Source organism: Stappia sp. ABD4_338 (assembly GCF_056312175.1).
This window is the reverse complement of sequence record NZ_CM149982.1, coordinates 235500-260167: the sequence shown is the minus strand read 5'-3', so window position 1 is coordinate 260167 and position 24668 is coordinate 235500. Positions and strand designations below refer to the sequence as shown.

22 protein-coding genes are annotated in these 24668 nt (G+C 67.5%); 6 read left to right on the top strand and 16 right to left on the bottom strand.

Annotated features, from left to right (window positions below):
* Positions 1-72: 72 nt before the first annotated feature.
* From ACYX4S_RS01145 to ACYX4S_RS01135, 3 genes are all read right to left on the bottom strand, one after another.
* The gene (locus ACYX4S_RS01145; protein ID WP_476361560.1) at positions 73-1356 is read right to left on the bottom strand and encodes an ABC transporter substrate-binding protein; all 1284 of its coding nucleotides are present in this window, start codon (positions 1354-1356) and stop codon (positions 73-75) included.
* Positions 1357-1534: 178 nt separating this feature from the next.
* Positions 1535-2644, bottom strand: a complete 1110-nt coding sequence (locus ACYX4S_RS01140; RefSeq protein WP_476361559.1) for an ABC transporter ATP-binding protein — start codon at positions 2642-2644, stop codon at positions 1535-1537.
* The gene (locus tag ACYX4S_RS01135; protein ID WP_476361558.1) at positions 2641-3435 is read right to left on the bottom strand and encodes a DeoR/GlpR family DNA-binding transcription regulator; all 795 of its coding nucleotides are present in this window, start codon (positions 3433-3435) and stop codon (positions 2641-2643) included. The genes ACYX4S_RS01140 and ACYX4S_RS01135 overlap by 4 nt, the downstream gene beginning before the upstream one ends.
* A 208-nt stretch (positions 3436-3643) precedes the next feature.
* Here ACYX4S_RS01135 and ACYX4S_RS01130 point away from each other — a divergent pair, with 208 nt between their 5' ends.
* Positions 3644-3850, top strand: coding sequence for a ParD-like family protein (locus ACYX4S_RS01130; RefSeq protein ID WP_422069850.1), 207 nt, complete (start codon positions 3644-3646; stop codon positions 3848-3850).
* A 1-nt stretch (position 3851) separates the two neighbouring features.
* Entirely contained in the window at positions 3852-4643 is a 792-nt protein-coding gene (gene map / locus ACYX4S_RS01125) for a type I methionyl aminopeptidase (protein ID WP_476361557.1), read from the top strand.
* Between the two features lie 33 nt (positions 4644-4676).
* Here the strand turns inward: map and ACYX4S_RS01120 are convergent, their stop codons facing one another.
* The 5 genes from ACYX4S_RS01120 to ACYX4S_RS01100 form a co-directional block, all read right to left on the bottom strand.
* Positions 4677-7145, bottom strand: a complete 2469-nt coding sequence (locus ACYX4S_RS01120; protein ID WP_476362798.1) for a Tex family protein — start codon at positions 7143-7145, stop codon at positions 4677-4679.
* 158 nt (positions 7146-7303) lie between these two features.
* Positions 7304-8416 (bottom strand): ATP-dependent DNA helicase, encoded by a 1113-nt coding sequence (locus ACYX4S_RS01115; protein ID WP_422069852.1) that lies wholly within the window; start codon positions 8414-8416, stop codon positions 7304-7306.
* A gap of 65 nt (positions 8417-8481) precedes the next feature.
* On the bottom strand, positions 8482-9522 hold the full coding sequence (locus ACYX4S_RS01110; protein ID WP_476361556.1) for a 4-hydroxyproline epimerase: 1041 nt from the start codon (positions 9520-9522) through the stop codon (positions 8482-8484).
* Between the two features lie 24 nt (positions 9523-9546).
* Positions 9547-10806: an NAD(P)/FAD-dependent oxidoreductase gene (locus ACYX4S_RS01105; protein WP_476361555.1), complete on the bottom strand. Its 1260-nt coding sequence runs from the start codon at positions 10804-10806 to the stop codon at positions 9547-9549.
* 26 nt (positions 10807-10832) lie between these two features.
* Positions 10833-11726 carry a dihydrodipicolinate synthase family protein gene (locus tag ACYX4S_RS01100; protein ID WP_476361554.1) on the bottom strand — a complete coding sequence of 298 codons (894 nt, stop codon included), beginning with the start codon at positions 11724-11726 and terminating at the stop codon, positions 10833-10835.
* A 129-nt stretch (positions 11727-11855) separates the two neighbouring features.
* Between ACYX4S_RS01100 and ACYX4S_RS01095 the strand changes: the two genes are divergently transcribed.
* A complete protein-coding gene (locus tag ACYX4S_RS01095; RefSeq protein WP_476361553.1) occupies positions 11856-12599 on the top strand; it encodes a GntR family transcriptional regulator in 744 nt (247 codons plus the stop codon).
* A 19-nt stretch (positions 12600-12618) separates the two neighbouring features.
* Here ACYX4S_RS01095 and ACYX4S_RS01090 read toward each other — a convergent pair whose 3' ends face one another.
* On the bottom strand, positions 12619-15126 hold the full coding sequence (locus ACYX4S_RS01090) for a mechanosensitive ion channel domain-containing protein (RefSeq protein WP_476361552.1): 2508 nt from the start codon (positions 15124-15126) through the stop codon (positions 12619-12621).
* A 263-nt stretch (positions 15127-15389) separates the two neighbouring features.
* Here ACYX4S_RS01090 and ACYX4S_RS01085 point away from each other — a divergent pair, with 263 nt between their 5' ends.
* On the top strand, positions 15390-16457 hold the full coding sequence (locus ACYX4S_RS01085; protein ID WP_476361551.1) for a DUF2336 domain-containing protein: 1068 nt from the start codon (positions 15390-15392) through the stop codon (positions 16455-16457).
* A 19-nt stretch (positions 16458-16476) separates the two neighbouring features.
* On the opposite strand, the gene ACYX4S_RS01080 is transcribed toward ACYX4S_RS01085, so the two are convergent.
* From ACYX4S_RS01080 to fliI, 4 genes are all read right to left on the bottom strand, one after another.
* Entirely contained in the window at positions 16477-16911 is a 435-nt protein-coding gene (locus ACYX4S_RS01080) for a paraquat-inducible protein A (RefSeq protein ID WP_476361550.1), read from the bottom strand.
* Positions 16912-16914: 3 nt separating this feature from the next.
* Positions 16915-17373, bottom strand: a complete 459-nt coding sequence (locus tag ACYX4S_RS01075; protein WP_476361549.1) for an acetyltransferase — start codon at positions 17371-17373, stop codon at positions 16915-16917.
* Between the two features lie 128 nt (positions 17374-17501).
* Positions 17502-17906, bottom strand: a complete 405-nt coding sequence (fliJ, locus tag ACYX4S_RS01070) for a flagellar export protein FliJ (protein ID WP_422069861.1) — start codon at positions 17904-17906, stop codon at positions 17502-17504.
* A gap of 30 nt (positions 17907-17936) precedes the next feature.
* Positions 17937-19262, bottom strand: a complete 1326-nt coding sequence (fliI, locus tag ACYX4S_RS01065; RefSeq protein ID WP_476361548.1) for a flagellar protein export ATPase FliI — start codon at positions 19260-19262, stop codon at positions 17937-17939.
* A gap of 385 nt (positions 19263-19647) precedes the next feature.
* On the opposite strand from fliI, the gene ctrA reads away from it, so the two are divergent.
* Positions 19648-20337: a response regulator transcription factor CtrA gene (gene ctrA / locus ACYX4S_RS01060; RefSeq protein ID WP_422069863.1), complete on the top strand. Its 690-nt coding sequence runs from the start codon at positions 19648-19650 to the stop codon at positions 20335-20337.
* Between the two features lie 166 nt (positions 20338-20503).
* Here ctrA and ACYX4S_RS01055 read toward each other — a convergent pair whose 3' ends face one another.
* Complete coding sequence (locus ACYX4S_RS01055; protein ID WP_476361547.1) at positions 20504-21619, bottom strand: pyridoxal phosphate-dependent aminotransferase; 1116 nt, start codon at positions 21617-21619, stop codon at positions 20504-20506.
* A gap of 197 nt (positions 21620-21816) precedes the next feature.
* Between ACYX4S_RS01055 and ACYX4S_RS01050 the strand changes: the two genes are divergently transcribed.
* The gene (locus ACYX4S_RS01050) at positions 21817-22485 is read left to right on the top strand and encodes a GntR family transcriptional regulator (RefSeq protein ID WP_422069865.1); all 669 of its coding nucleotides are present in this window, start codon (positions 21817-21819) and stop codon (positions 22483-22485) included.
* Positions 22486-22593: 108 nt separating this feature from the next.
* Here ACYX4S_RS01050 and ACYX4S_RS01045 read toward each other — a convergent pair whose 3' ends face one another.
* Both ACYX4S_RS01045 and ACYX4S_RS01040 read right to left on the bottom strand, forming a co-directional pair.
* Positions 22594-23451 (bottom strand): CheR family methyltransferase, encoded by an 858-nt coding sequence (locus ACYX4S_RS01045; RefSeq protein ID WP_422069866.1) that lies wholly within the window; start codon positions 23449-23451, stop codon positions 22594-22596.
* Positions 23448-24659, bottom strand: a complete 1212-nt coding sequence (locus tag ACYX4S_RS01040) for a protein-glutamate methylesterase/protein-glutamine glutaminase (RefSeq protein ID WP_476361546.1) — start codon at positions 24657-24659, stop codon at positions 23448-23450. Before ACYX4S_RS01040 ends, ACYX4S_RS01045 begins: the two co-directional genes overlap by 4 nt.
* Positions 24660-24668: the final 9 nt, after the last annotated feature.

The following is a 24668-nucleotide window of genomic DNA, read 5'->3' as shown; positions in this document are numbered from 1 at the left end:
GCGGGCGCCGGCGGACAGGAAAGGCAAAGAGGGAAGACGGCGCGAGCGCCGCCTTCCCGGATGTGTCGCGCCTCAGCGGTATTCGGAGAGGATCGCGTCGGCCTTTTCCTGGGCCTCCTTGAGCGCCGTGGCCGGGTCCTTCTGGCCGGTGATGGCGGCGGCCAGCGCATCATTGAAGATGCCGGTGACACGCTGGTTCTGGTAGGTCGAGAGTTCCGCGACGGCGAACTCAAGCTGGTCGCGGGCCACGAGCACCGGCGGGAAGTCGGCCGCATAGGCCTTCATCGCGTCGGTCTCCCAGGCGTCCGGACGCGGAGCCACATAGCCGGTCGCGATCGTCCACTTGGCGGCCTGCTCGGGGGCCGTGATCCACTGCACGAACTTCACTGCGGCCGCGAGCTGCTCGTCGGATGCGCCCTTGAAGAGGTAGAAGTTGCCGCCGCCGGTCGGCGCGCCGCGGCGCTTGTTCTCCGGCAGCATGGCGACGCCGAAGTCGAACGGCGCGTTGGAGCGGACGTTGGTCAGGTTGCCCGTCGTCGTCCACATGATCGCGGTCTGGCGCTCGAAGAAGGCCTTCGGCGTCGCGCCCCACTCCACGATGCCCGGCTCCATGACGCCGTACTTGGCGGACAGGTCGACCAGGTACTGCAGTGCCTCGACGACCTTCGGATCGTCGAAGTTGGTCTTGTTGCCGTCGGAGTTGGCCAGGATCACGTCATTCTCGGTGGTCAGACCCTGGAACAGCCAGTACGGAAAGCCCGAGGACGGGATGCGCACGCCCCACTGGGTCACGTTGCCGTTGGCGTCCTTCTTGGTGAGCTTCTTGCCGAACTCGACCATCTCTTCCCAGGTCGCCGGTGCCTTTTCCGGATCGAGACCGGCCTCCTTGAAAGCCTCCTTGTTCCAGTACATCACCGGGGTCGAGCGCTGGAACGGAATGCCGTAGGTCTTGCCGCCGGTCTGGCTGTTTTCCATGAACGCCGGATAGAAGCCCTCGAGCCACGCCTTGTCCTCATCGGTCTTGATGAAGTCGTCGAAGGGGACGATCAGGTCCTCGTCGATGAGCGTGAACATGTCGGCCGACAGGGCCACCGAAAGCTGCGGCGGCGTTCCGCCGCGCGAGGCGGTGATGACCTTCGCGATCGTGTCCTGGTAGGAGCCGGAGTAGACGGCGTCGATGGTCACGTCCGGGTTCGCCGCGACATACTCGTCGGTCAGCGACTGGATCGTGTCGGCGGCGGTGCCGCCGACGGCCACCGGGAAATAGAACTGCAGCTCGACCGCCTGGGCGGACGCCCAGCTGCCGAGGGTGAGGGCCGCCGCGGTGGCGGCCTTCAGAAGCGTGGTCTTCAGCATGATGCTTCCCTTCCTGTCAAAGCCGCCCGCACTCCGCGCGGCCGGAAAATCCCGCGGCCCGTGCGCATCGCGCCCCCCGGCCGCCTTCGTCCTGCCCGCCGGACCCGCCGGCGGGGTGTCACGCCACGTGCGGGCGTGTTCGTTTCGGCCGCAAGCTGCGGCCGGGTGTCTCGTGTCCTCAGGTGCGCAACAGCGGCGCCACGTCCTTGACCAGATCGTCGCGCCGGGCTCCGTCCGCGCCGTCGAAGACATGCAGGTCCTCGACCGCGAAGCCGAGGCGAACGGTGTCGCCCTCGCCGAGCGACACGCCGCCGCCGACCCGCATGACCAGCGCCGCGTCATTGACCACGCAGTCGACCAGGGCATCCGCGCCCAGGTACTCCACGTGGGTGATGCGCGCGGCAAGCGGCCCGTCCTGTACCGGAGCGAGCGCCTCCGGGCGCAGTCCGACCCGCGCGCCCGAAAGCGGCGCGCCCATTCGCGCGGCATCGGGAACGATGGCGGAAAGCTCGGCGACATTCATGGGCGGAACGCCGATGAAGCGTGCCGCGAAGGGGGTCTCGGGCCGGGTGTAGAGGCTGCGCGGATCGCTTGCCTGCTCCACCTTGCCGCCGTTGAGGAGCACGACCTGGTCGGCCATGGTGATGGCCTCCACCTGGTCGTGGGTGACATAGACCATGGTGAAGCCGAGCTTCCGCTGCAGCGCGCGGATCTCCACCCGCATCTCGTGGCGCAGCTTGGCATCGAGGTTGGAGAGCGGCTCGTCCATCAGGCACACGGGGCGTTCCGCGATGATCGCGCGCCCCAGCGCCACGCGCTGCTGCTGGCCACCGGAAAGCTGCCCCGGCTTGCGCTCCAGCAGCGCGGACAGGCCCAGGAGATCGGCCACGCGCTTCAGGCGCGCATCGCGCTCCGCCCGCGCCACCCGTCGCACCTTGAGCCCGAAGACGATGTTCTCCGCGACCGAAAGATGGGGGAAGAGCGCGTAGGACTGGAACACCATCGCCAGGTCGCGCTCGGCCGCCGGCAGCGTCGTGACATCCCGTCCACCGATGAGAATGCTGCCCTCGTCCGCGCTTTCCAGGCCCGCGATCATGCGCAACGTCGTCGACTTGCCGCAGCCCGACGGCCCCAGAAGCACCGTGAACGTGCCGGCCGGAACGGTGATCGACAGATCGTCCACCGCGCGGGTATCGCCCCAGATCTTGGACACGTTGGCAAGCCGGATTTCCTGACCGCCGACCGCATCCGCATTGCCGGCGGCCGCCGGCATCGCACTGGCATTCATGCCCTGTCTTCCTCCATGCCGGCGCAGACCTCGACCTGCCGTCCGGCGGCGCGAAGCCGGTCGGCGATCGGGTGCGGCAGCGGCTTGTCGCAGAACACCGCCGCGACGTCCGTGACATGGCCGCCGCGCACATGCGCGGTGCGGCCGAACTTGGTTGCATCGAGAACGAGGAATGCCCGCCGGCAGTTGGCGAGGATCGCCTGGCGCGCCGCGACCTCCTCCTCGTGAAAGTCGAGCAGCGTGCCGTCCTGGTCGACGCCGGCCACGCCGAAGACCCCGATATCGACCTTGTAGGCGGAGAAGAAACGCTCCGTCTCGGGCCCGAGCGTGTCCCTGTCGCCGTGGCGCAGACGGCCTCCGGCGATGGTCACCTCGAATTCGGCGATCTGCGATGCGGTGAAGGCGACATGCAGGTTGTTGGTGAAGATCCTGAGCCCCTTGCGCTCGGTCAGGGCCTGCATGACGATTTCCGGTGTCGTGCCGATGGAAAAGGCGAGCGACGCCCCGTCCGGCACATGCGCGGCGACCGTCTCGGCGATCGCCCGCTTCTGCGGCATGTTGAGGATACGTCGGCGCGCATAGTCGATGTTGCCGGACGACACGGGCGGCTCGACACCGCCATGGGTCCGACGCAGGATGCCATGCTCGCACAGGCGCGCAAGGTCGCGACGGATCGTCTGTGTCGTCACCGCGAACCGGTCGGCAAGCGCCTCGACGGAGGCAAAGCCGTGGGCGCGCACGAGATCGGCGATCTCGCGCTGTCGCGGCGTGATGTCAATCTGGCCGGCCATGGGCGCTGGGTTTCCTCCCGCGGAGTGTTCCTCCGTCTTGTGATTTGTTCATATGAACACAAAATAACGCTCACATGAACATTATATGACGCTCCTCCACATGCGCCGGCTACACGAGCCGCACCCGGCTCCAATCCTGGGCTTGTGTGGGCAGGCCTCAGTATATATGAAACGTATACGATTCATATATACCGACCTTGGAGACCCCATGGGCATCGTGAAAATTGGCGAGGAGCTGCACGAAGAGATTCGCCGCGCCAGCACCGTCATGTGCCGGTCGATCAACGCGCAGGCGGAGTTCTGGATGAAGATCGGCATGATCGCCGAGGCCAATCCGGGTCTGACCTACACCGAGATCGTCCGGATGCAGCTCGAGGCCGCGCAGGCGGGACCGGCCGACACGGCGGTCGCCTGACATGGTCAAGACCCCCGATGAACTCGCGCTGATGCGTGTGTCCGGCAGGCTTCTCGCGTCCGTGTTCGAGAAGCTCGACACGCTTGACCTCGCGGGCCTGTCCACCCTTGAGGTCAACGACCTGGTGGACCGCTTCATCACCGACGATCTCGGCGCGCGGCCGGCCAGCAAGGGCCAGTACGGATATGGCTATGTGCTGAACTGTTCGATCAACGAGGTCGTGTGCCATGGCGTTCCCGACGCCCGCGAGATCATCCGCGACGGCGACATCATCAACCTCGACATCACGCTGGAGAAGGACGGCTTCATCGCGGATTCGAGCAAGACCTACATGGTCGGCAACGTCTCTCCCGCGGCAAGAAAGCTGGTGCGCGTCGCCCGCGAGGCCATGTGGAAGGGCATCGCTGCGGTGCGCCCGGGGGCACATCTCGGCGACATCGGCTTTGCAATCGAGCGGCACGCGAAGAAGAACGGCTATTCGGTGGTGCGCGAATATTGCGGCCACGGCATAGGCCGCGAGATGCACGAGGAGCCGCAGGTTCTGAACTTCGGCAAGCCCGGCCGGGGCCCCAGGCTTCGCGAGGGCATGGTCTTCACGGTCGAGCCCATGGTGAACCAGGGCACGCGCCATGTCTCGACCCTCGAGGACGGCTGGAAGGTCGTCACCGATGACGGCAAGCTCTCCGCCCAGTTCGAGCACACGGTCGCCGTCACCGGCACCGGCGTCGAGGTGCTGACCCTGCGCCGTGACGAAACGTCCGCACGCGGGCAACACCCGGGCCGCGCGGCCTGAGCTGATACCACCGCGCGCGCCGACGGGACCTGGTCACTTCTTCTTGTTGAGCGCGGCGGCAAGCGCCGCCGCCATGGCGTTGTTGCCGCCGTCACCCGACGATCCGCCCTTCCGCGTCGCGCCCCCTTTCGGGCCGCTTCCCTTCGGCGCTGGCCCGTTGCGCGGGGCCGGGGCGCCCTTCGGGCCGCCGTTGCCTGGTCCGCCCGGCCGCTGACCGCCTGCACCGCGTGACTGGTGGCTTTCACCCGCCGCACCGCCATCCTTGCGCATGGTGAGCGCGATACGCTTGCGCGGCATGTCCACCTCGAGCACGCGCACGCGCACGATGTCGCCCGCCTTCACCACCTCGGCCGGATCGCGCACGAAACGGTCGGCGATCTGCGACACGTGGACCAGACCGTCCTGATGCACGCCGATATCCACGAACGCGCCGAAATTGGTGACGTTGGTGACGGTTCCCTCCAGCGCCATGCCGGGCTTCAGGTCCGCCATGGTTTCCACGCCGTCGGTGAGCTTCGCGGTCTTGAACTCCGGGCGCGGATCGCGGCCGGGCTTTTCCAGCTCCAGGAGAATGTCGCGCACGGTCGGCAGGCCGAAGATGTCGTCAACGAACCGCGACGCATCCACCGATTTCAGTAGCGACCCGTTGCCCATCACCTCGGCGAGCGGACGCCCGCAGGCTTCCACGATGCGGCGGGCGACCGGATAGGCTTCCGGGTGCACGGACGAGGCGTCGAGCGGATTGTCCCCACCCGGGATGCGCAGGAAGCCGGCGCACTGCTCGAACGCCTTGGGCCCCAGCCGGGCGACCTGAAGCAGGTCCTTGCGCGAGCGGTAGGCGCCCTGCGCATCGCGGTGCGCGACAATCGCGTCGGCAAGCCCGGACGTCAGGCCCGAAACCCGCGCGAGCAACGGCGCGGAAGCCGTGTTGAGATCGACGCCGACCGCGTTCACCGCATCCTCGACCACCGCATCGAGCGCGCGGGCGAGCTTGGTCTGGTTCACGTCGTGCTGGTACTGGCCGACACCGATGGACTTGGGCTCGATCTTCACGAGCTCCGCAAGCGGGTCCTGCAGCCGGCGCGCGATGGAGATCGCGCCGCGCAGCGAGACGTCCACGTCGGGGAATTCGCGCGCGGCAAGCGCGCTTGCCGAGTAAATCGAGGCGCCCGCCTCGTTGACGACGACCTTCACCGGTCGCGCCGCCGGCGGGATGTCGCCCAGCATGTCGAGAACGAGACGGTCGGTCTCGCGGCTCGCGGTTCCGTTGCCGATGGCGATCAGCGCCACCTTGTGCCGGGCGATCAGCGCCATGAGGGCGGCCCGCGTGCCGGCGACATCGTTGCGCGGCGGATAGGGATAGACCGTGGCTGTTTCCAGCAGCTTGCCGGTCTCGTCCACCACCGCGACCTTGACGCCGGTGCGGATGCCGGGATCGAGGCCCAGAACGGCCTTGTGACCGGCGGGCGCGGCAAGAAGCAGGTCCTTGAGATTGCGGGCGAACACATGGATCGCCTCGTCCTCGGCCCGCTCGCGCAGGCCGTTCATGAGGTCGAGCTCCAGATGCAGCGACAGCTTCACCCGCCAGGCCCAGCGCGCGCATTCGGCAAGCCAGCGGTCGGCGGGCCGCCCCTGGTCCTCGATGCCCGCAGCGTGCATCACCATCCGCTCCACCGGCTTGACCGGCGCGGGATCGTCCTCGTCAACGGCAAGCTCCAGCGCCAGAACGCCCTCGTTGCGTCCGCGCAGCAGGGCGAGCGCCCGGTGGCTCGGCACGTCCTTCAGCGCCTCGCGGTAGTCGAAATAGTCCGAGAACTTGGCACCCGCCGTCTCCTGTCCCTCGACCACGCGCGAACGCACGACGCCGTTTCGCGACAGGTGATCGCGCAGCCGCCCCACGAGGGCCGCATCCTCGGCGAAACGCTCCATGAGGATCTGGCGCGCGCCGTCGAGCGCCGCCTTGGCATCGGCCACGCCTTTCACCGCGTCGACGAAACCGGCGGCTTCCGTGTTCGGGTCGCGGGAGGGATCCGCGAGAAGCAAGTCGGCCAGCGGCTCCAGCCCCGCCTCGCGTGCGATCTGGGCCTTGGTGCGCCGCTTCTTCTTGAACGGCAGATAGAGATCCTCTAGCTGCGCCTTGGTGTCCGCGGCCAGGATCTTGCCGGCAAGCTCCGGGTCGAGCTTGCCCTGCTCGTCGATCGACTTCGCGATGGCGACACGGCGCTCCTCTAGCTCGCGAAGGTAGGTGAGACGTTCCTCGAGCGTGCGAAGCTGGGTGTCGTCGAGCCCGCCCGTCACCTCCTTGCGGTAGCGCGCCACGAAGGGAACCGTCGCGCCGCCGTCCAGAAGCTCCACCGTGGCGCTGACCTGTTCGGGCCGGCACGAAAGCTCCTCCGCGATGCGCCTTGCAATGCGGGCGCTCACGTCGGCAGGCAGTTTCGATGCCCTGGCCGGAGGGGCGCCGGCGCCCGTGTCGCTGTGGATCTCGCTCGTCTCGCTCATGGCCCGGAAAACCCGCTTGTCACTCTGGTCATTGTCGTTGCTCAAGGCTCATACGCCGCGTCCCGGGCGCACGCCACCACCTGCCGCCGCTTGCCCACAGGCTCTCCCGACAGCCTTGCTGACAAACGGGGCGAAACCTCGTCGGCCGGCCGCCTGTCTCAGCGCACCACGGTGATGGTCTTGGCCGCGCGCGTCACCGCCGTATAGAGCCAGCGGTCGCGGAACTCGCGGAAGGCGAAGCTCTCGTCGAAGAGCACCAGGTCGTCCCACTGGGAGCCCTGTGCCTTGTGCACGGTCAGCGCGTAGCCGTAGTCGAACTCGTCGGAGCGCCGGCGCATGGCATATGGGATCTGCTCGGCGCCTTCCTCGAACAGCGCCGGCAGCACCTTGACGGCCACCGTCTTCGCTCGCGCCTCCTCCTCGGGAAGGATGTCGAAGCGCAGCGTGTTGCCGCGCGACGGACGCAGCCGCTTGACCGTCCACAGCCCGCCGTTGAGCAGTCCCTTGGACTTGTCGTTCCTGAGGCAGACGAGCTTGTCGCCCACCGCCGGCATCGGCGTGGTGAAGCCCTTCAGCTCGCGGATGCGGCCGTTGTAGAGCCGGCGCGTGCGGTTGGTGCCGACAAGCACCTGGTCGGCGGCCAGGATGGAGTCCGCGTCGATCTCGCGGCGCGAGATGATGCGGCTGTCGCCATAGGTGCCGCGCTCCAGGTCACCGCCCTCGCGGATCACCATGGACATGTGCACGATCGGATTGTCACGCGCCTGCCGGTGCACCTCGGACAGCATGATGTCGGGCTCGGCCTCGGTGAAGAAACCTCCGCCCTTCACCGGGGGAAGCTGCGCCGGATCGCCGAGAACCAGGACCGGCGTGCCGAAGGACAGGAGATCGCGGCCAAGGTCCTCGTCCACCATGGAGCATTCGTCGATGACGATGAGCGAGGCCTTGGCGGCAACGCTCTCCCGGTTGAGCGAGAAGGACAGTTCGCCCTCCTCCTCGTCTTCCGCCTCGTCCTTGCGCCCGCGCGGTCGGTAGATCATGGCATGGATTGTGGTCGCCCCGTCGCACCCCTTCTGGCGCAGGACATGCGCGGCCTTGCCGGTGAAGGCGCCGAAGGCGACCTCCCCGTCGATCCCTTCCGCGAGATGCCGTGCCAGCGTCGTCTTGCCCGTTCCGGCATAGCCGAACAGGCGGAACACCTGCTTGTCGCGGGTCTTGAGCCAGCGCGCCACCTCTGCGAGCGCCTGCTCCTGTTGCGGAGACCAGTCCATGAAGCGATTCCCGTTTCGTTCGCTTCCTGTCTATCCGCTAACGCCGCTCATTGGCACCCGCCTTTTCACCCCTTTTGCGGGCGCGGATGCAGCCTGACGCCGGTTCCCGTCACCGAGAAGCCGGCCATGTAGGGATCACGCTCGTCGAGCGTGATGGTCGAGGTTCCGGTCTTCACCGCCCAGCCCTCGATGGTGGGGATGATCGCGGGTTTTCCCGCGACCTCGGTCTCGCCCCGGATGCCGCCGGTGAAGAGTGAGCCGATCACGCTTTCATGCACGAAACTGTCGCCCGGGCGAAGCTTGCCGCGTCCGTGCAACTGGGCCAGCCGGGCCGATGTTCCGGTCCCGCAGGGGCTGCGGTCGATGGCCCTGTCGCCGTAAAAGACCGCGTTACGCGCGTGCGCGCCCGGCTGCGTCGCCGGTCCCGTCCACTGGATGTGGGTGATGCCGCGAATGCGCGCGTCCTCCGGGTGCACCATCTCGAAGGTCTCGTTGAGACGCGCGCGCAGGCCCGGACTAATCGCCACCAGCCGGTCGATGTCGATGGCGCCCACGCCGGGGAAATTCTCCTGGGGCTCGATGATCGCGTAGAAATTTCCGCCATAGGCGACATCGAGCGTGAGCCGTCCAAGCTCGGGGCAATCGATCTCGAGATCCCTGGCCGCAAGGAAGGCCGGCACGTTGGTGAGCTTCACGGAGGTGACGAAACCGTCCTCCATCGCGTATTCGGCCGTCACCAGCCCCGCCGGCGTTTCCAGCCGCGCGAGCCCCGGGGTGGCGGGCACCAGAAGCCCTTCCTCGATGGCCATGGTCACCGTGCCGATGGTGCCGTGGCCGCACATGGGCAGGCAGCCCGTCGTCTCGATGTAGAGCACGCCGATATCGCAGTCGGGCCGCGTCGGCGGATAGAGGATCGCCCCCGACATCATGTCGTGGCCCCGCGGCTCGAACATGAGCCCGGTGCGGATCCAGTCGAAGCGGGCGAGAAAATCCGCCCGGCGCGCGAGCATGCTGTCTCCGGACAGGAGCGGCCCGCCGCCGGCCACGAGGCGGACCGGATTGCCGCAGGTGTGACCGTCGATGCAGAAGAACGTGTGCCGCGCCATCGGCGTGCCTCCGGGATGCGCGGCTCAGAACCGCCCGATGGAATAGGGGGAGAGGTCGATCGGGGCCGGACGCCCGGCGATCAGGCCGGCAACGATCTCGCCCGTCGCCGCCGCCTGTGTCAGCCCGTGATGGGCATGGCCGAAGGCGTGGATCACATGGGGTGTCCGTCCGCTCACGGAGATCACCGGCAGGCTGTCGGGCAACGACGGGCGGAAGCCCATCCAGCGCGTCCCCTCCCCGGCCCGCAGGCCGGGCACCACCCGTCCGGCCCGCGCGACCAGCGCATCGACCCGCTTCCAGTTGGGCGCCGCCTCCAGTCCGGCGAACTCGACCGCCCCGCCAATGCGCAGGCCCGGCGCGATGGGCGAAAGCACGAAACCGTATCCCGCGAGCATGATGAACCGGCGGAACGAGACCCCCGGCTCCGGCACCGTGATGTTGTAGCCGCGCTCGGTGTCGAGCGGCACGTCCTCCCCGAGCGCGCGCGTCAGCTTGCGCGACCAGGCCCCGCAGGCGACGACGACCTTCTCCGCCGCAAGCGTTTCGCCATCGGCAAGGCGAACCGTCACGCCGCCTTCGTTCGGCACGAGGTCCTCCGCCTGGGCCTGAACGAACCGCGCGCCCCGCGCCCGCGCGTGTCCGGCCAGATCGCGGGCAAGCTCGAAGGGATCATCCACATGCGACCACCCGGGAATGAAGGCGCCGCCGGCAATGCCCGGCCCCAGGTCCGGCTCCATGTCGCGCATCGCCGCGCCGGTCATCTCCACGACCTCGATGCCGTATTCGCGCTGCAGGTCCCAGCCGGGCCGGGCGGCCGCCACCTCGCCGGGCTTGTCGAACACGTCGAGACACCCTTCCCGGCGCACCCTGTGCCCGGTGCCCGTCTCGCTCCACATACGCTCCCAGGCGGGCAGCGCAAGCGCGTTGAGCGCCGCGATGGCACTGATCGAGGACCGCCAAACGGACGGACGCGAAGCCGCGAGAAAACGGGTCATCCAGGGCAGGAAGGCGGGCAGGTGCGACAGGCGCAGGGACAGCGGCCCGAGCGGGTCGAGCAGCCAGCCGGGCGCCTTGCGCCAGATGCCTGGCGAGGCGAGCGGGGCGACATCCGTCCAGGCGATGCCGGCGGCATTGCCGCGCGAGGTCGCGGCCCCCGGCTCGTCGCGCTCGACCAGCGTGACCTCATGGCCCTCGCCAAGCAGGCGCACCGCGCTCGCGAGCCCCACGATGCCCGCCCCCAGTATGACGACCCGCATCCTGGCGTCGTCGGCTCTGCCGCTCATGTCGTTCCCCGAAGTGTTCGTTCGTCTCAGATTGCGGGAAGGGCCGGCCGCACGCCCAGCGCGGCCTTGATGATCGCGTCCACCCGCTCCGCCTCGGGCCCCGCAAGCGGCAGTCGCGGCGCGCGGCAGCGGTCGTTCGACCCGATCGCATGCACCTCGGCCCGCTTGATGTTCTGGACGAGGTTGGTCGACACGTCGAGATCGAGCAAGGGGCGGAACCAGCGATAGATCTCGCGCGCCTCCTCGATGCGGCCCGCGCGGAACAGGCGCCAGATCGCCACCGTTTCGCGCGGAAAGGCCACGACCAGCCCGGCGACCCAGCCGGTCGCCCCCATCATCAGGCTTTCCAGCGCGAGGTTGTCGACCCCGGTGAACACGTCGAACCGGTCCCCGAAGCGCGAGATCACATCCGTGACCCTGCGGATGTCGTCGGTCGATTCCTTCATCGCCACGACCAGCGGCTCGGCGGCCAGCATCTCGAACATGTCGAGCGTCACGTCGACGCCATAGGCGACCGGGTTGTTGTAGATCATCACCGGCAGCCCCGCCGCGCGCGTGACGGTGAGCAGATGCGGCACGGTCTCGTGCGGGGCGGAGCGGTAGGGCACGCCCGGCAGCACCATGAGACCGTCGGCACCGGCCGCCGCAGCCGCCTCCGCCGCCCGCGCGGCGCGTCGCGTGGCGCTCTCGCAAACGGTCATCAGCACCGGACGCCGGCCCGCCACGCGCTTTGCCGTCTTGAGGATCTCGATCTTCTCGTCCGGCTCGAGCGCCATCGCCTCGCCAAGCGAGCCGCATACGATCAACCCGTCGACCCCGGCCTCCACCTGCAGGGCGAAGCAGCGCTCCATCTCGGCGATGTCGAGCGTGTCCCCGGCGGTGAACTTCGTCGTCACCGCGGGAAAGATCCCCTGCCACATGATCCACCTCTCGCTCGTCGTGATATATCAGATGAGGGAAACTATTCCATCGCGCTTCCCACGTGTCAACGTGTGATATATCAGAGAGCACTCACAGAGACCCGGGGCCCGGGAAACGGAACGCGGCACATGACGCAGGACAGGAACACCGCTCAGGACGGATCGCGGGCACGCCGGCTTGGCGCCGCCATGCCTCCGCCGCCAACGCAGGGCGAGGAGGAAAGCCTTGCCGCGGTCGCCTATCGCCAGTTGGAAGAGCGGATCGTGACCCTCCGTCTCGCCCCCGGCGAGGCGATCACCGAAAGCCGGCTGGCCTCCGCGCTCGGCATGGGCCGCACGCCGGTGCGCGAGGCCATCCAGCGTCTCGCGTGGGAGGGGCTCGTCACCATCCGCCCGCGTCTCGGCATCCTGGTGACGGATCTCCAGCCCGGTGACTTCACCCGCGTGCTCGATGCCCGCCACGCGCTCGAGGTACTTCTGGCCGGTGCCGCCGCACGGCTGGCAGGGCCGGATGCCCGCGCCCGTCTGGCCGCCTGCGCGCGCGACATGGCCGCCACCGCCAATGCCGGCGACACGGAAGGCTTCCTGCGGCAGGACAAGCTGTTCGACGAGATCGTGGCCCGCGCGGCGGACAACCCTTTCGCCGCCCGCGTCGTCGCACCGCTGCAGACCCACTCGCGGCGCTTCTGGTTCCGTCACTTCGGGCGACAGGACCTGGAGGCGGCCGCGAACGATCACACCGTGCTGATGCAGGCCGTGGCGGGTGGAGATCCGGTGCTCGCCCGTGCACGCGCCGACGACCTCATGGCCGCGCTTCAGCTTCGGGCGGCCAGCCTTGCCCAGGTATCGAAAACAGAAAACGGGCCCGGCTGAACCGGGCCCGAGAACTGTCTCAGACCTCATCCCCGCTCGGCATGTCCGGTCTCTTCTTGCGCCGCGCGGCACGCGCGCGCTTGATGTCGCCGGAAATGTCCGGGTCGGAAGTGGCCTCCTCGACCTCGTCCTCGCGACCTGCGTCCTCCGGCGCGGCAAGCTTGCCCGCGGCCTTCCCGTCATCCTCTCCCGTGTCGGGCTCGGAAACGGAGACGGCCACGTTGCCGGGCACCGCCTGGGGCGGCGTCGCCGAGTGGTATGTGACCTGCGGGAACGGGATCTCGATATCGCGCTCGTCGAAGACCGCCTTGACGAACTCATTGTAGGCGCGCCCGATCGCCCACTGCGAGCCCGGCTTGGTCTTGATGCGCGCGCGCACCGTGATGGCGCTGTCGCCGAACACCGTGACACCATGCATTTCCAGAGGCTCGAGAATGTCGAGGCCCGCCTCGCTCTCCTTGAGACGGTCGAACGCCACGTGCATCGCCATCTTCACCTCGGTGATGTCGCTGTCGTAGGCAACGCCGATGGCCGCCACGTGATAGGCGTAGCCGCGCATGAAGTTGGTCACCCGGTCCACGGTCGAGAACGGGATCATGTGCGCCGCGCCATCGAGATCGCGCAGGCGCACGGAGCGGATCGTCAGCTTCTCCACCGTGCCGGTCACGCCACCGAGCGTGACCACGTCACCCTCGTTCATGGCGTTCTCGACCTGGATGAAGGCACCGGTGATGATGTCCTGCACCAGCTTCTGCGAGCCGAAGGAAATCGCCAGACCGAAGACACCGGCACCGGCGATGAGCGGGCCGATGTTCACGCCGAGCTCGGACAGCGCCAGCAGCGCGATCATCACCACCAACAGGATGGTGAAGGCGTTGCGGAACAGGCCGAACAGGGTCTTCTCGCGCGACGTCGGCGCACGCCCGCGCGGATTCATCCGCAGGTCCACCCAGGACATGATGGCGAGCCAGATCAGGAACCCGACGAAGACCACGATCAGCGCCGAGGCAAGCCGGCCGATCCAGTCCTGTCCGTCCCCGGTCCCGAACCAGGACACCACGTCCACCGCGCCCCAGGCCTGAAGGATGCCGATCAGGACACCGATGAACACCACGAAGCGCAGGAGCGTGAGCGCGCGCGGCACGAAGGTGTTCACCCGGCGCTCCAGCAGCGGCAGGCGCTGGTGAATGCTGTCGGGAAGATGCACGCCGTCCTTGATCGCCCGTGTCAGCGCCAGCGACACCATCGTGCCGATCATGATCGCGAGCACCGAGAACACGGTGGCGCGAACCATGAAGGCCGTCGCATCGACGGGGCGCGACAGCCAGACGCCGAGAAGCAGCAACACGTAGAAGATGGCGACCAGGTGCCAGGTCCGCGCGGCGATCTCAACGAGCCCGCTGGACACGACGTTCGTCTGGCGCTCCGCATAGGCCAGGATCCGGTCGCGGGTCGCGATGCGGTTGCGCATCACCGCGAAGATCGCGACCGCGACCGCAAGCAGCACGACCATCATGCGCACGGAATCGGCGAGCAGGAACGAGATGTAGCGGGAGATCACCGGCACCGCGACCATCACGCCGTACCCCAGAAGGTCATAGATGGCGAAGAGCCAGCGGCGCCAGTAGCGTGCCTGCACGTCGTCGAGCGGCACCAGCCGCAACGCCCCGAAGCGCGGGCTGAGCGCGAAGCGGGTCGCGACCTTGGCCACCTGCACGATGAAGAACGCGTTGAGAATGAGGGACTCGAACAATTCGACCTGTCCGCTCATCGGGCCGCCCGCCATGGCGATGCCGTAGCCGACGCCGATGGCGATCGCCACGACGAGAACCTCGATCGCGGCGCGCAGAAGCAGAAGGAATGCGCGACGCACGACCGTGATGCTCTGTCCGTCTCCGATGATCCGGGCGAAAAGCCGGTCCGCCAGCCGGCGCAGGACATAGACGCTGACCAGAAGCGCGGCGCCGATGAACGCGATCTGCATCAGCACCCCGGAGATCAGGTCCCAGTTGGCGCGGCTGGAGTAGGACAGCGCGGCAGGCAGCGATGTGAAGGCACGCAGGATCCGCTCCGCGTAGCCCTGGCCCTCGAGGATCAGATGCTGCGTGGCCTCCGCGATCCTCAACGCGATGGGGCTCGCCTCGCGCGATTCGGCCACTGCCTCGCCGGAGGCGGTGGCCTCCGCCGCGGCATCCGGGGCCGGAGCATCCGAGGGCGCCTGCGCGGGTGCTTGGGCAGGGGCGGGCGCCGGAGCACTCGCGCCCTGGTTCTCCCCGGCAGCGGGGGTCGTATTCCCGCCGGCACCCTCACCGCGCTGGAGGTAGTCGATCAGCGCCTGACGCGCTCCCGGATCCTGCAAGAGCTGGATCAGCGCCCGGGCATCATCGCCTTGCGCGCCCCCTTGCGTTCCTGTCTCCGCGACACCCTGGGGCGAAGAACTTTCCTGGGCGTGCCCGGAAAGCGGAACCGCAAGCATGAGCAGCATGAGGAGGGAAGTGACGAAAACGCTGAGGCCGATTCGACGCATGGGAACTCCGGTTGGGAAAGTCGCCCGGGTGGCCGGAACACCGTACCTGTCGGGCAACCGGTCCGGCCAACGGGGGGTGCCGGACGCGAGGGGTCCATCCTCTACCTATCGAACTGAGCCGCTCCGTCAACCGGGCTCGCGATATTGCGAAACGCAACGTTCAGACAATCCGAGACCGCACTTCAACACCTTGGTAACACGCCGGTGCAAAAATCAAGGCACCTCCAGCAGAAGGCTGCGGCACCCCCAGCAGAAGGCTTTCGATGCTCAATGCATTGCTGACCCTCGCGAAGAATCCGGCCCCCGAGGCACGCTGCCGCCTGCTGCAGCGCGTCGCGGACCTGTTTCTCGACCGTGTCGGGCAGCATACCCCGGCCGAGCTCGAGCTCTATTGCGACATCATCATGCGCCTTCTCGACGGCAGCAACGCGGAGGAGCGTGCCCGGTTGTCCCGTCGCATGGCGCCCTGGCAGGACACGCCGAACGCCATCGCCTACCGGCTGGCGAGCGATCATATCGAGATCGCGACCCCCATGCTCGAGATGAGCCCGAGCCTGAGCGAGCGGGATCTCCTCAAGCTCGCCCGGCGAATGCCCCAGTCCCACCTCGTGGCCATGGCACGGCGCACGGAGATGCCCGGCCGCGTCGCCGACACGCTGGTGGAAAAGGGCGGCACGATGGTCTGGCGCACCATTGCCGGCAACACCCGCTGTCCCCTGTCCGACTGGGCACTGCGCACGCTTGCCAAGCGCGCGCTTTCCGACGCGCCGCTCCGAGACACCATCTCGGAACGTCACGACCTCACGCCGCTGATCTGCGAGTGGCTCATTCCCCACGTCAACGCGCACACCCGCGTGCGGCTCGAGGCGGTGCGGGCGGGCACGGACCCGAGCGACATCGTCACCCCCGACCGCGTTCGCCAGGAGCTGCGCCAGCGCCACAACGTCTTCCTGGAAACCTCCGGGGTGGACGACCTGTGGAAGCTTGTGGAAGCGGGCACCTACCGGCTCGGCGCCATGATCCTCGTGGTTTTGCTGGAAGGGCGCGTCAACGACGCGCTCCAGCTCATCGCACGCGCGGCAAACACACCGGTGAAGACGGTGCAGACGGCGATCTTCCAGGCCGGCGTGGACGAGCTTATCGCGCTTTGCCTGCGCGCGGACCTGGGCGACCAGGTGTTCCTCGCCCTCGCCCACCTGCGATGCCGCAACCTGCGCCTTCCCGAAAGTCAGGCGACCCGCTGGCTGGAAGCCTTCCGCAAGCAGCGCACAGCCGCCTCCGCTGCCATCGCACGCTCCGCGACCGACCCCGAGGCACCGGTGGCCAACTGATGCCCCGTTTCGCGCGGCGTCAGCGCCGGGCAAGCACCGCCGCCAGCGCGCTCAGGACGACCGCGCCCGCGTAGAAGAGCAGCCCCGGCTGGGTGATCGCGGTGGCCAACCCGCTGGTCTTGGCGGCGAAGATCACCAGCGCCACCAGCATCACGTCCATCATCGACCATTTGCCGAGCGCGCCGAGCATCTGCAGGCTTCGTCCCGGCGTGCCCGCCACGACGGCCACGTGCAACGCGGCCAGCTTGGCCATGGGAAACACAACGGAAAAGAGCGCAACGGCCCCCGCGAGCAGCTGCTCGCCGTCGGTCCACAGTCCCGTGACCAGTTGCAGGAGGCTCGGCCGGTCCGTGAGCACCAGCAGGCGCTCCAGTTCCAGGAGCGGCAACGTCAGCCCCAGCACGAAACAGGCGGTGGCGGCCGGCAGCAGCAGGGCAAGCACGACACGGCGCATGGCTCAGGCCTCCCCTGCCGGGACCGGATTCCCGAAAGCGAGATGCAGCAGCGGATAGGGCCGCCCCTGGTCATCACGTTCAGACCGTCCGGTGACGGCAAAGCCGAGCCGCCGGTAAAAGGCGACCGCGCCCGCGTTCTGTTCGTTGACGTCGGCGACGAGACCGGGAAAACGCGCCAGCGCGTGGGCGATCAGTGCCCGGCCGGCGCCCTGCCCGTGAGCGCGAGGGTCGATGAACAGCGCGTCGAGGTGCCCCTCGCTCAGAACCATGAATCCGGCAATGCGCCCCTCGCCGTCGACGGCAAGCGTCAGCGGCACCTCCGGCAGGAAGTCGCGCACCATTTCCTCGATCTCGGCAAAATCCCCGGGTGCCAGAAAATCATGCGTCGCCCGTACGGCACGGCGCCAGATGTCGATTGCAATGTCGGCCTCGCCGGCCACGGCGTCTCGGATCGTCCACATGGGCGCTGCTATCCCATGCGGGCGCCCGTTTCGCAAAACAAACCTGCACAAAAGAAAAGGCCCGCATGGCGGGCCCTGGAATGTGGATTACGGCATTTGGATCACGGCGTGTGTCGGGCGGCGCGGCCTCAGGCCTGGCGCCGTCCGGCAATCTCGTCCATCTCGTCCTGCTCCGCCGCGTCGCGCTCGTTGCGCTCGCGGATCTGGTCGCGCTCTTCCAGAAGCTCGAACTTCTTGAGTTCCTCGAGCGCGGCGCGCAGGTCCTCGCGTGCCGCCTCGAGCTGGCCATTGAGCTCCTCGGCGGAATTCATGAGGTTGTCGCGCCGCTGGGCGGCGGCCTTGGCGAAAGTCGGATAGGCGAAATGGCCGACGTCCGTGATTCCGACGCGCTGCTGCTCGGCAACGATCTGGTCGTCCAGTTCCTTCGCCATGCGCTTGAACTCGTCGACCATCGATTCGATCTGCGCCAGTTGCCGGCGACGTTCGTCGACCTGGAACTGCTTCAGGCGAATGAGACTCTCACGCGACTTCATTACTCAACACTCCCTCTGCCGGATTGCATCCTAGGCGAGAGTCATTTCCAAAAGGTTGGCAAGCGAACGATACCCCTCATCGAGCGATGTCCGTTCGCCCTTGCCCTGTCCGAGGAAGGTTTCCAGCGCGTCGTGGCGCAGGATCGCCTCGTCGACCGTGGGGTCCGATCCGCGCCGGTAGGCCCCCAGGCGGATGAGTTCCTCCATGTCCGAATAGGTCGCCATCAGCGCCTTGGCGCGCCTCAACGCCGGCAGCGCCTCCTCGGGAACGCAGCGCGGCATGGTGCGCGAGACCGATTTGAGCACGTTGATGGCCGGATAGCGACCCCGTTCCGCGATCGCCCGCTCCATGACGATGTGCCCGTCGAGAATGCCGCGTACCGCGTCGGCCACCGGTTCGTTGTGGTTGTCGCCCTCAACCAGAACGGTAAAGAGCCCCGTGATGGTGCCGACGCCGCCCCTGCCCGGTCCCGCGCGCTCCAGAAGGCGCGGCAGTTCTGTGAAGACCGTGGGCGTGTATCCCTTGGAGGTCGGCGGCTCGCCGATCGACAGCCCGATCTCCCGCTGGGCCATGGCGAAGCGGGTCACCGAGTCCATCATGCACATGACGTTCTTGCCCGAGTCGCGGAAATGCTCGGCCACCGTCATGGAGAGATAGGCCGCCTGCCGGCGCATCAGCACGCTCTCGTCCGAGGTCGCGACCACCACGACGGAGCGCGCCAGCCCCTCCTCGCCCAGGTCGTCCTCGATGAATTCCTGCACCTCGCGCCCGCGCTCGCCGATGAGGCCGATGACGGCGACGTCGGCGGCCATGTTGCGCGCGATCATCGACATGAGCACCGACTTGCCGACGCCGGATCCGGCGAAGATACCCATGCGCTGCCCCTCGCAGCAGGTCACGAAGGTGTTGAGCGCGCGGATGCCGAGGTCGAGCGGCGGGCCGACGCGTCCGCGCTCGCTCGCCGGCGGCGGTGTCGAGCGCAGGCGCCTGGCGGCCCCGCCGATGGGAAGCGGCCCGCGCCCGTCGATCGGCTCGCCCATGGCATTGACCACGCGCCCGAGCCAGCCGTCGCACGGATGCGCGAGACTCTCGCGCGCGGCAAGCACGGCACGGCACCCCATGCGTACGCCCTCCAGTCCGGCGAAGGGCATGCACAGCGCGCGGCCGTCACGGAAGCCGACCACCTCGGCCGGCACCGGCGGACCGCTTTCCCCGCTCTCCACGGCCAGCACCGCGCCCACGCTCATCTCGTGCACCGGCCCCGCCACTTCGACGAGCAGGCCCTGCACGGAGACCACACGACCGTAGATCTCCGAGGACATCAGCGCTTCGAGTTCGGCGAACAGCGGCTCCATCGTCTCCTCAACACTCCCTTAAGACGGGCTTGCGAAATCGGCCCTACGGTAACCTATCCTTTACGAGTTTGGTTAAAGTTAATGACAGGACTTCCGGATGGTGAGCCATCGTGGGATCCGCTTCGGCGTAGAGGTTGAGTCACGTGAGTCGTTTACGGCGGCTTGTTAATGTGAAATCTGAAGCTTGAATGGACAGGATTTCCTCAGGTTTTTCAGATTGTTGGAAAAGAGTTCCAATCTGGCCTTATCGGAGCTTGCAGGTGTGAATCAGAATTTGTTAACCATTGTCTCACACCATGAGTCGAGGTTAACCCGCAGTCCTTCGCACCGGATGGCGTTTTGGCCGGCGCGGCTTGCCCAGGATAGGCAAACATAGGGGATTGGTATGCGTGTCCTGTTGATCGAGGATGACAGCGCTACGGCGCAGAGCATCGAGCTGATGTTGAAGTCCGAGAACTTCAACGTCTACACGACGGATCTTGGCGAGGAAGGTATCGACCTCGGCAAACTCTACGACTACGACATCATCATGCTGGACCTGAACCTTCCCGACATGTCGGGGTACGAGGTTCTCAGGACCCTGCGCGTGTCGAAGGTGAAGACCCCGATCCTGATCCTGTCCGGCCTCGCCGGCATCGAGGACAAGGTTCGCGGCCTCGGTTTCGGTGCGGATGATTACATGACCAAGCCGTTCCACAAGGACGAGCTTGTGGCGCGGATCCATGCGATCGTGCGCCGGTCCAAGGGCCATGCCCAGTCGGTCATCACGACCGGCGATCTGGTCGTCAATCTCGACACCAAGACCGTCGAGGTTTCCGGCCAGCGTGTGCACCTGACCGGCAAGGAGTACCAGATGCTGGAACTCCTCTCCCTGCGCAAGGGCACGACGCTCACCAAGGAGATGTTCCTGAATCATCTCTACGGCGGCATGGACGAGCCCGAACTGAAGATCATCGACGTCTTCATCTGCAAGCTGCGCAAGAAGCTTGCAGCGGCGACCGCCGGGAAGAATTACATCGAGACGGTCTGGGGCCGTGGCTACGTGCTGCGCGAGCCCGAGGAAAAGGCCGCCTGATCAACCGCGCCGAACGAGCACGGGACGTCCGCGCGCCAGCGTGCGGACGCTGAGGGATCTCGCACGGCACGGCTGATCCCCGCCGGTTGCCACGCTTGAGAAACGGCCGACGGCCCCGCCTTGCGGGGCCGTTTGTCATTTCAGGAGCCGAAGCCGGTTTCGCTCGTCAGGTTCCCCAGGCCCTGCGCAGGCGCTCGCGCAGGCCGACGAGCCGTTCCACCGGTTCGTTGGCGAAGACGAAGCGCAGGAACCGCCCGGCCTGGTCCTTCTCGCCCCATCCGGTCATGGCCGTCGCCGCGATGCCGCCCCGCTCGAGCAGAAGCGCGGATGCCTTTTCCGGCGCGATCCCCATCGCCTGCGTGTCCAGCAGAAGGGACCAGCCGCCATCGGGACGCACCACCGGCAGGTCGGCAAGCTCGTCCAGGATGAGATCGCGCCGCCCGCGCCAGGTCGCCACCGCCTCCTCGACCCCGTCGTCGGGGTCGGTCAATGCGGCCGCGGCCCCCGGCATGGCAATGCCCACCTGGCAGACGACATTGGTCAGGCTGACGAGGCCGATGTCGTTCATGATCCGCTCGGGCCCCACGATCCAGCCGACCCGCCAGCCGATCATGCGGTATTCCTTCGAGACACTGCCGACCGTCACCGTGCATTCGGCCATGCCCTCGAACTGCAGCGGATGCAGCACGCCCTGCCGCGTGTAGAGGATCCGCTCCATGGCCGCGTCATGCACGAGCCAGGCGTCGCTCTCACGCACCAGCGTGCAGATCGCCTCCCATTCCTCCCGCGTGTGAACGATACCCGATGGCATCGACGGGCTCATGGTCAGCACCGCCCGCGTCCTCGGGCCGCGTGCCCTTGCCAGCGCCTCGAGATCGAGCCGCCACCCACCGTCGACGATCGTCAGCGGCACCAGTTTCGGCACTCCGCCAGCAAGCCGTATCCGGTTCAGGAGCCCCGCATAGGCCGGGTCGGTGATGATGACCTCGTCGCCGGGCTCCAGGATGGCGAGCAGCGTGTTGAGAACCCCGCTTAGCCCGCCGGCGGACACGATGCAGTTCCGCTCCGGGTCGAGGGAGACGCCCGTGTCGGCCGAAATCCGGGCGACCGCCGCCCTGCGAAGGGCGTGCTGACCGAGAAAGGGCAGGTAGCTGTTGGCATTGTCCGCGCCGACAGCCTCCCGCGTTGCCCTCAGTGCGGCCGCAGGCGGTGGAATGTCCGTGTCGAGGTTCTCCAGGCGGAGGATCGAGGGGTCGCCGAGCGCATCAGCCGCATTTCCCATCCGGTCGACATTGATCCCCGGTATGTGTTGCAATCGCGAGACCGTCATCCAATTCTCCATATTGGATCCAATTTGCAATTCTGCATACGAAATGGCACCAGACTTGTCAAACCAGCCGGCCGGCACGGATCCCGCCGCACGATGCAGGGAGGCGGATGCAGGGAGCCGGCTCTCGACGCGGGAGCGGAAACGTCCTCATGAGCAGCATGTCCTCCCGACAGGATGGGGCCGGCGGATCGGACCAGGCCCGGCGCATTGCCTCGCACCTGCGCGAGCGCATCGTGCGCGGCGCCCTCGCGCCCGGCGTGCCGCTGCGCCAGGAGCAGCTCGCGACCGAGTTCGGCACCAGCCGGATGCCCGTGCGCGAGGCGCTGCGCCTGCTGCAGGCCGAGGGTTTCGTCGAACTGGTGCGCAATCGCGGCGCGATGGTCGCGCCCATCGATCTGCGCGATCTCGCCGAGATCCACGAGATGCGCGTGATGGCCGAGGCGATGGCCCTGCGCCATGCGATCCCCAACCTGTCGAACCGGCGGATCGATGCCGCCGCCGCGATCCAGGACGAGCTGGAAACAGCGCCGCTCGCCGCTTTCGGCGATCTCAACAAGGCGTTTCACCTGACGCTTTACGAGGCCAGCGAGCGGCCCCGCCTGCTTGCGCATGTCGGCCTGCTGAACGATGCCGCCGACCGCTACCTGCGCATGGCGATCGGACGGCTGGACTACGCCCCGCGTTCCCACGCCGAACATCGCGCACTTCTTGCCGCCTGTCGCGACCGCGACGTTCCCCGGGCGGTTGCCCTGCTGGAGGATCATGTGCGCGAGGCCGGCCGCGCCCTTCACGCGGCCCTCGCCGCCCCTCGCGACTGAGGATCGTGCCAGGGCATGTGCCCCGTGTTCCCTCCGGCACGAAAAAGGGCCCCACCTTGCGGAGGGGCCCTCATGCGGATCATGCGGGGAAGCAGGCTGTCTCCGGCCTCAGCCGACCGCGGCCTGGAAGCGCGGTCGCGGCGCCGCAGCGGCAGCCGCCGCCGGCTGGTAGAGGCCGCGCAGGTCGGGAACCGGACGGAAGGAGTCGGTCAGCCCGACGACCGTTTCCGCCGCGCCCAGCACCAGATAGGAGTCCGGCGTCATCTGCCGCGACATGCGCTGCAGCACGTCGATCTTCGTCGGCTGGTCGAAATAGATCAGCACGTTGCGGCAGAACACGATGTCGAACGTGCCCAGCGACGAGAAGTTCTCCAGCAGGTTCAGCTTGCGCCACTGCACCATCGAGCGGATTTCCGGATTGATCTGCCAGAGATCCCCCTTCTGGGTGAAATACTTCACGAGCATCTGGATCGGCAGGCCGCGCTGAACCTCGAACTGGCTGTAGATGCCGTTCTTCGCCTTGTCGAGAACCTCGTTGGAAAGGTCCGTGCCAAGGATCTCGAAGCGGAAACCCGCGACCTTGGACGCCATTTCCTTCAGGCAGATGGCGAGCGAATAGGGTTCCTGGCCGGTGGAGGCGGCGGCACACCAGATGCGCACCGCGCGCCGGTCGGCGCGGGCCTTGAGCATGGCCGGCACCATCACTTCGCGGAAATGGGCGAACGGCGTGGTGTCGCGGAAGAAGAACGACTCGTTCGTCGTCATCGCCTCGATCACGTCGCTGGCGAGCTTGCTGGCGCCGGGGCGCTGCATCGTCGTGACCAGATCCGCAAGGCTGGCCAGCCCGTGCCTGCGCGCGACCGGAAGCAGGCGGCTCTCCACCAGGTACTGCTTCTCGGCCGTGATCACGAGGCCCGACTGGGTCTTCAGGAACTGCCGCAGATACTCGAATTGGGACGCAATCACCTGGAGCCTCCACTCAGCAAGCCGGCAATCTTGGAACCGATCCGCGAGATCGGCAGGATGTCGCTGCACTGGCCGGTGTGTGCAGCGGCACCGGGCATGCCCCAGACAACGCTGGTGGCCTCGTCCTGGGCGAGGACGCTTCCCCCCGCCGCGGCGACGGTGCGCACGCCCGCGGCCCCGTCATGGCCCATGCCGGTGAGAACGACCGCAAGCGTTGCCGAGCCGAAGACCTTCGCAACGCTGTCGAACAGCGGATCGACGGCGGGCTTGCAGAAGTTGACCGGCGCTGTGTCCTGAAGGCGCGCAACGGCCTGTCCGCCTTCCTTCTCGACAATCATGTGCAGCCCGCCCGGGGCCACGTAGATATGGCCGGGCTTCAGCACCTCGCCGTTGTCCGCCTCTTTCGCCGGGCGGCCGGAGGACTTGGCGATATGCTCCGCCAGGATGGCCGTGAAGGTGGGCGGCATGTGCTGCGTGACCACCACCGGAACGTCCTTGATGGCATCACGCAGATCCGTGAAGACCTGCTGCAGCGCCTGGGGACCGCCGGTGGACGAGCCGATCGCCACGACGCGCGGACGCACCGAGGAGAACGGACGCGTCGCGATGCCCGCCGCGGCGGCGGCCGAGGGCTGGGCGGCAAGCCGGGTATAGCCCTGACGCGCGGCGGCCGTGCTCGAGACCGGCGTCATGGAAGCCGTCTGGCCGGCGGCCGTCGCGGCGCGCATCGTCCGGTTCGGCGAGCGAGCGCGCACCTTGCGCGCGCCGAGCGCCTTGACCTTCTCGATCAGTTCACGGCGAAAATCGACGGACGTGGAAACCTGGCTCGTGCTCTCGGGCTTGGGAACATAGTCCTGCGCGCCCAGCGACAGGGCCTTGAGGCTCACTTCCGCGTTGCGGCGGGTCAGCGTCGAGGCCATGACCACGATCAGGTCGCGCTTCTGCTTCAGCATGAGCGGAAGCGCGGTGAGGCCGTCCATTTCCGGCATCTCGATGTCGAGCACGACCACATCCGGGTCGCTGCGCCCGATATCCTCGACGGCAAGACGGCCGTTGCGATGCGAGGCGACGAGCTGCAGCGCCGGGTCTTCCTCGACCCAGCGGCTCAGCAGGCCGCGAATGACGACGGAGTCGTCGACAACCATCACGCGGACACGATCCGTCATTGCCGCACCACCCGGGGCGCGCGCCGTTGACTGCACGATCATTTCAAGGGC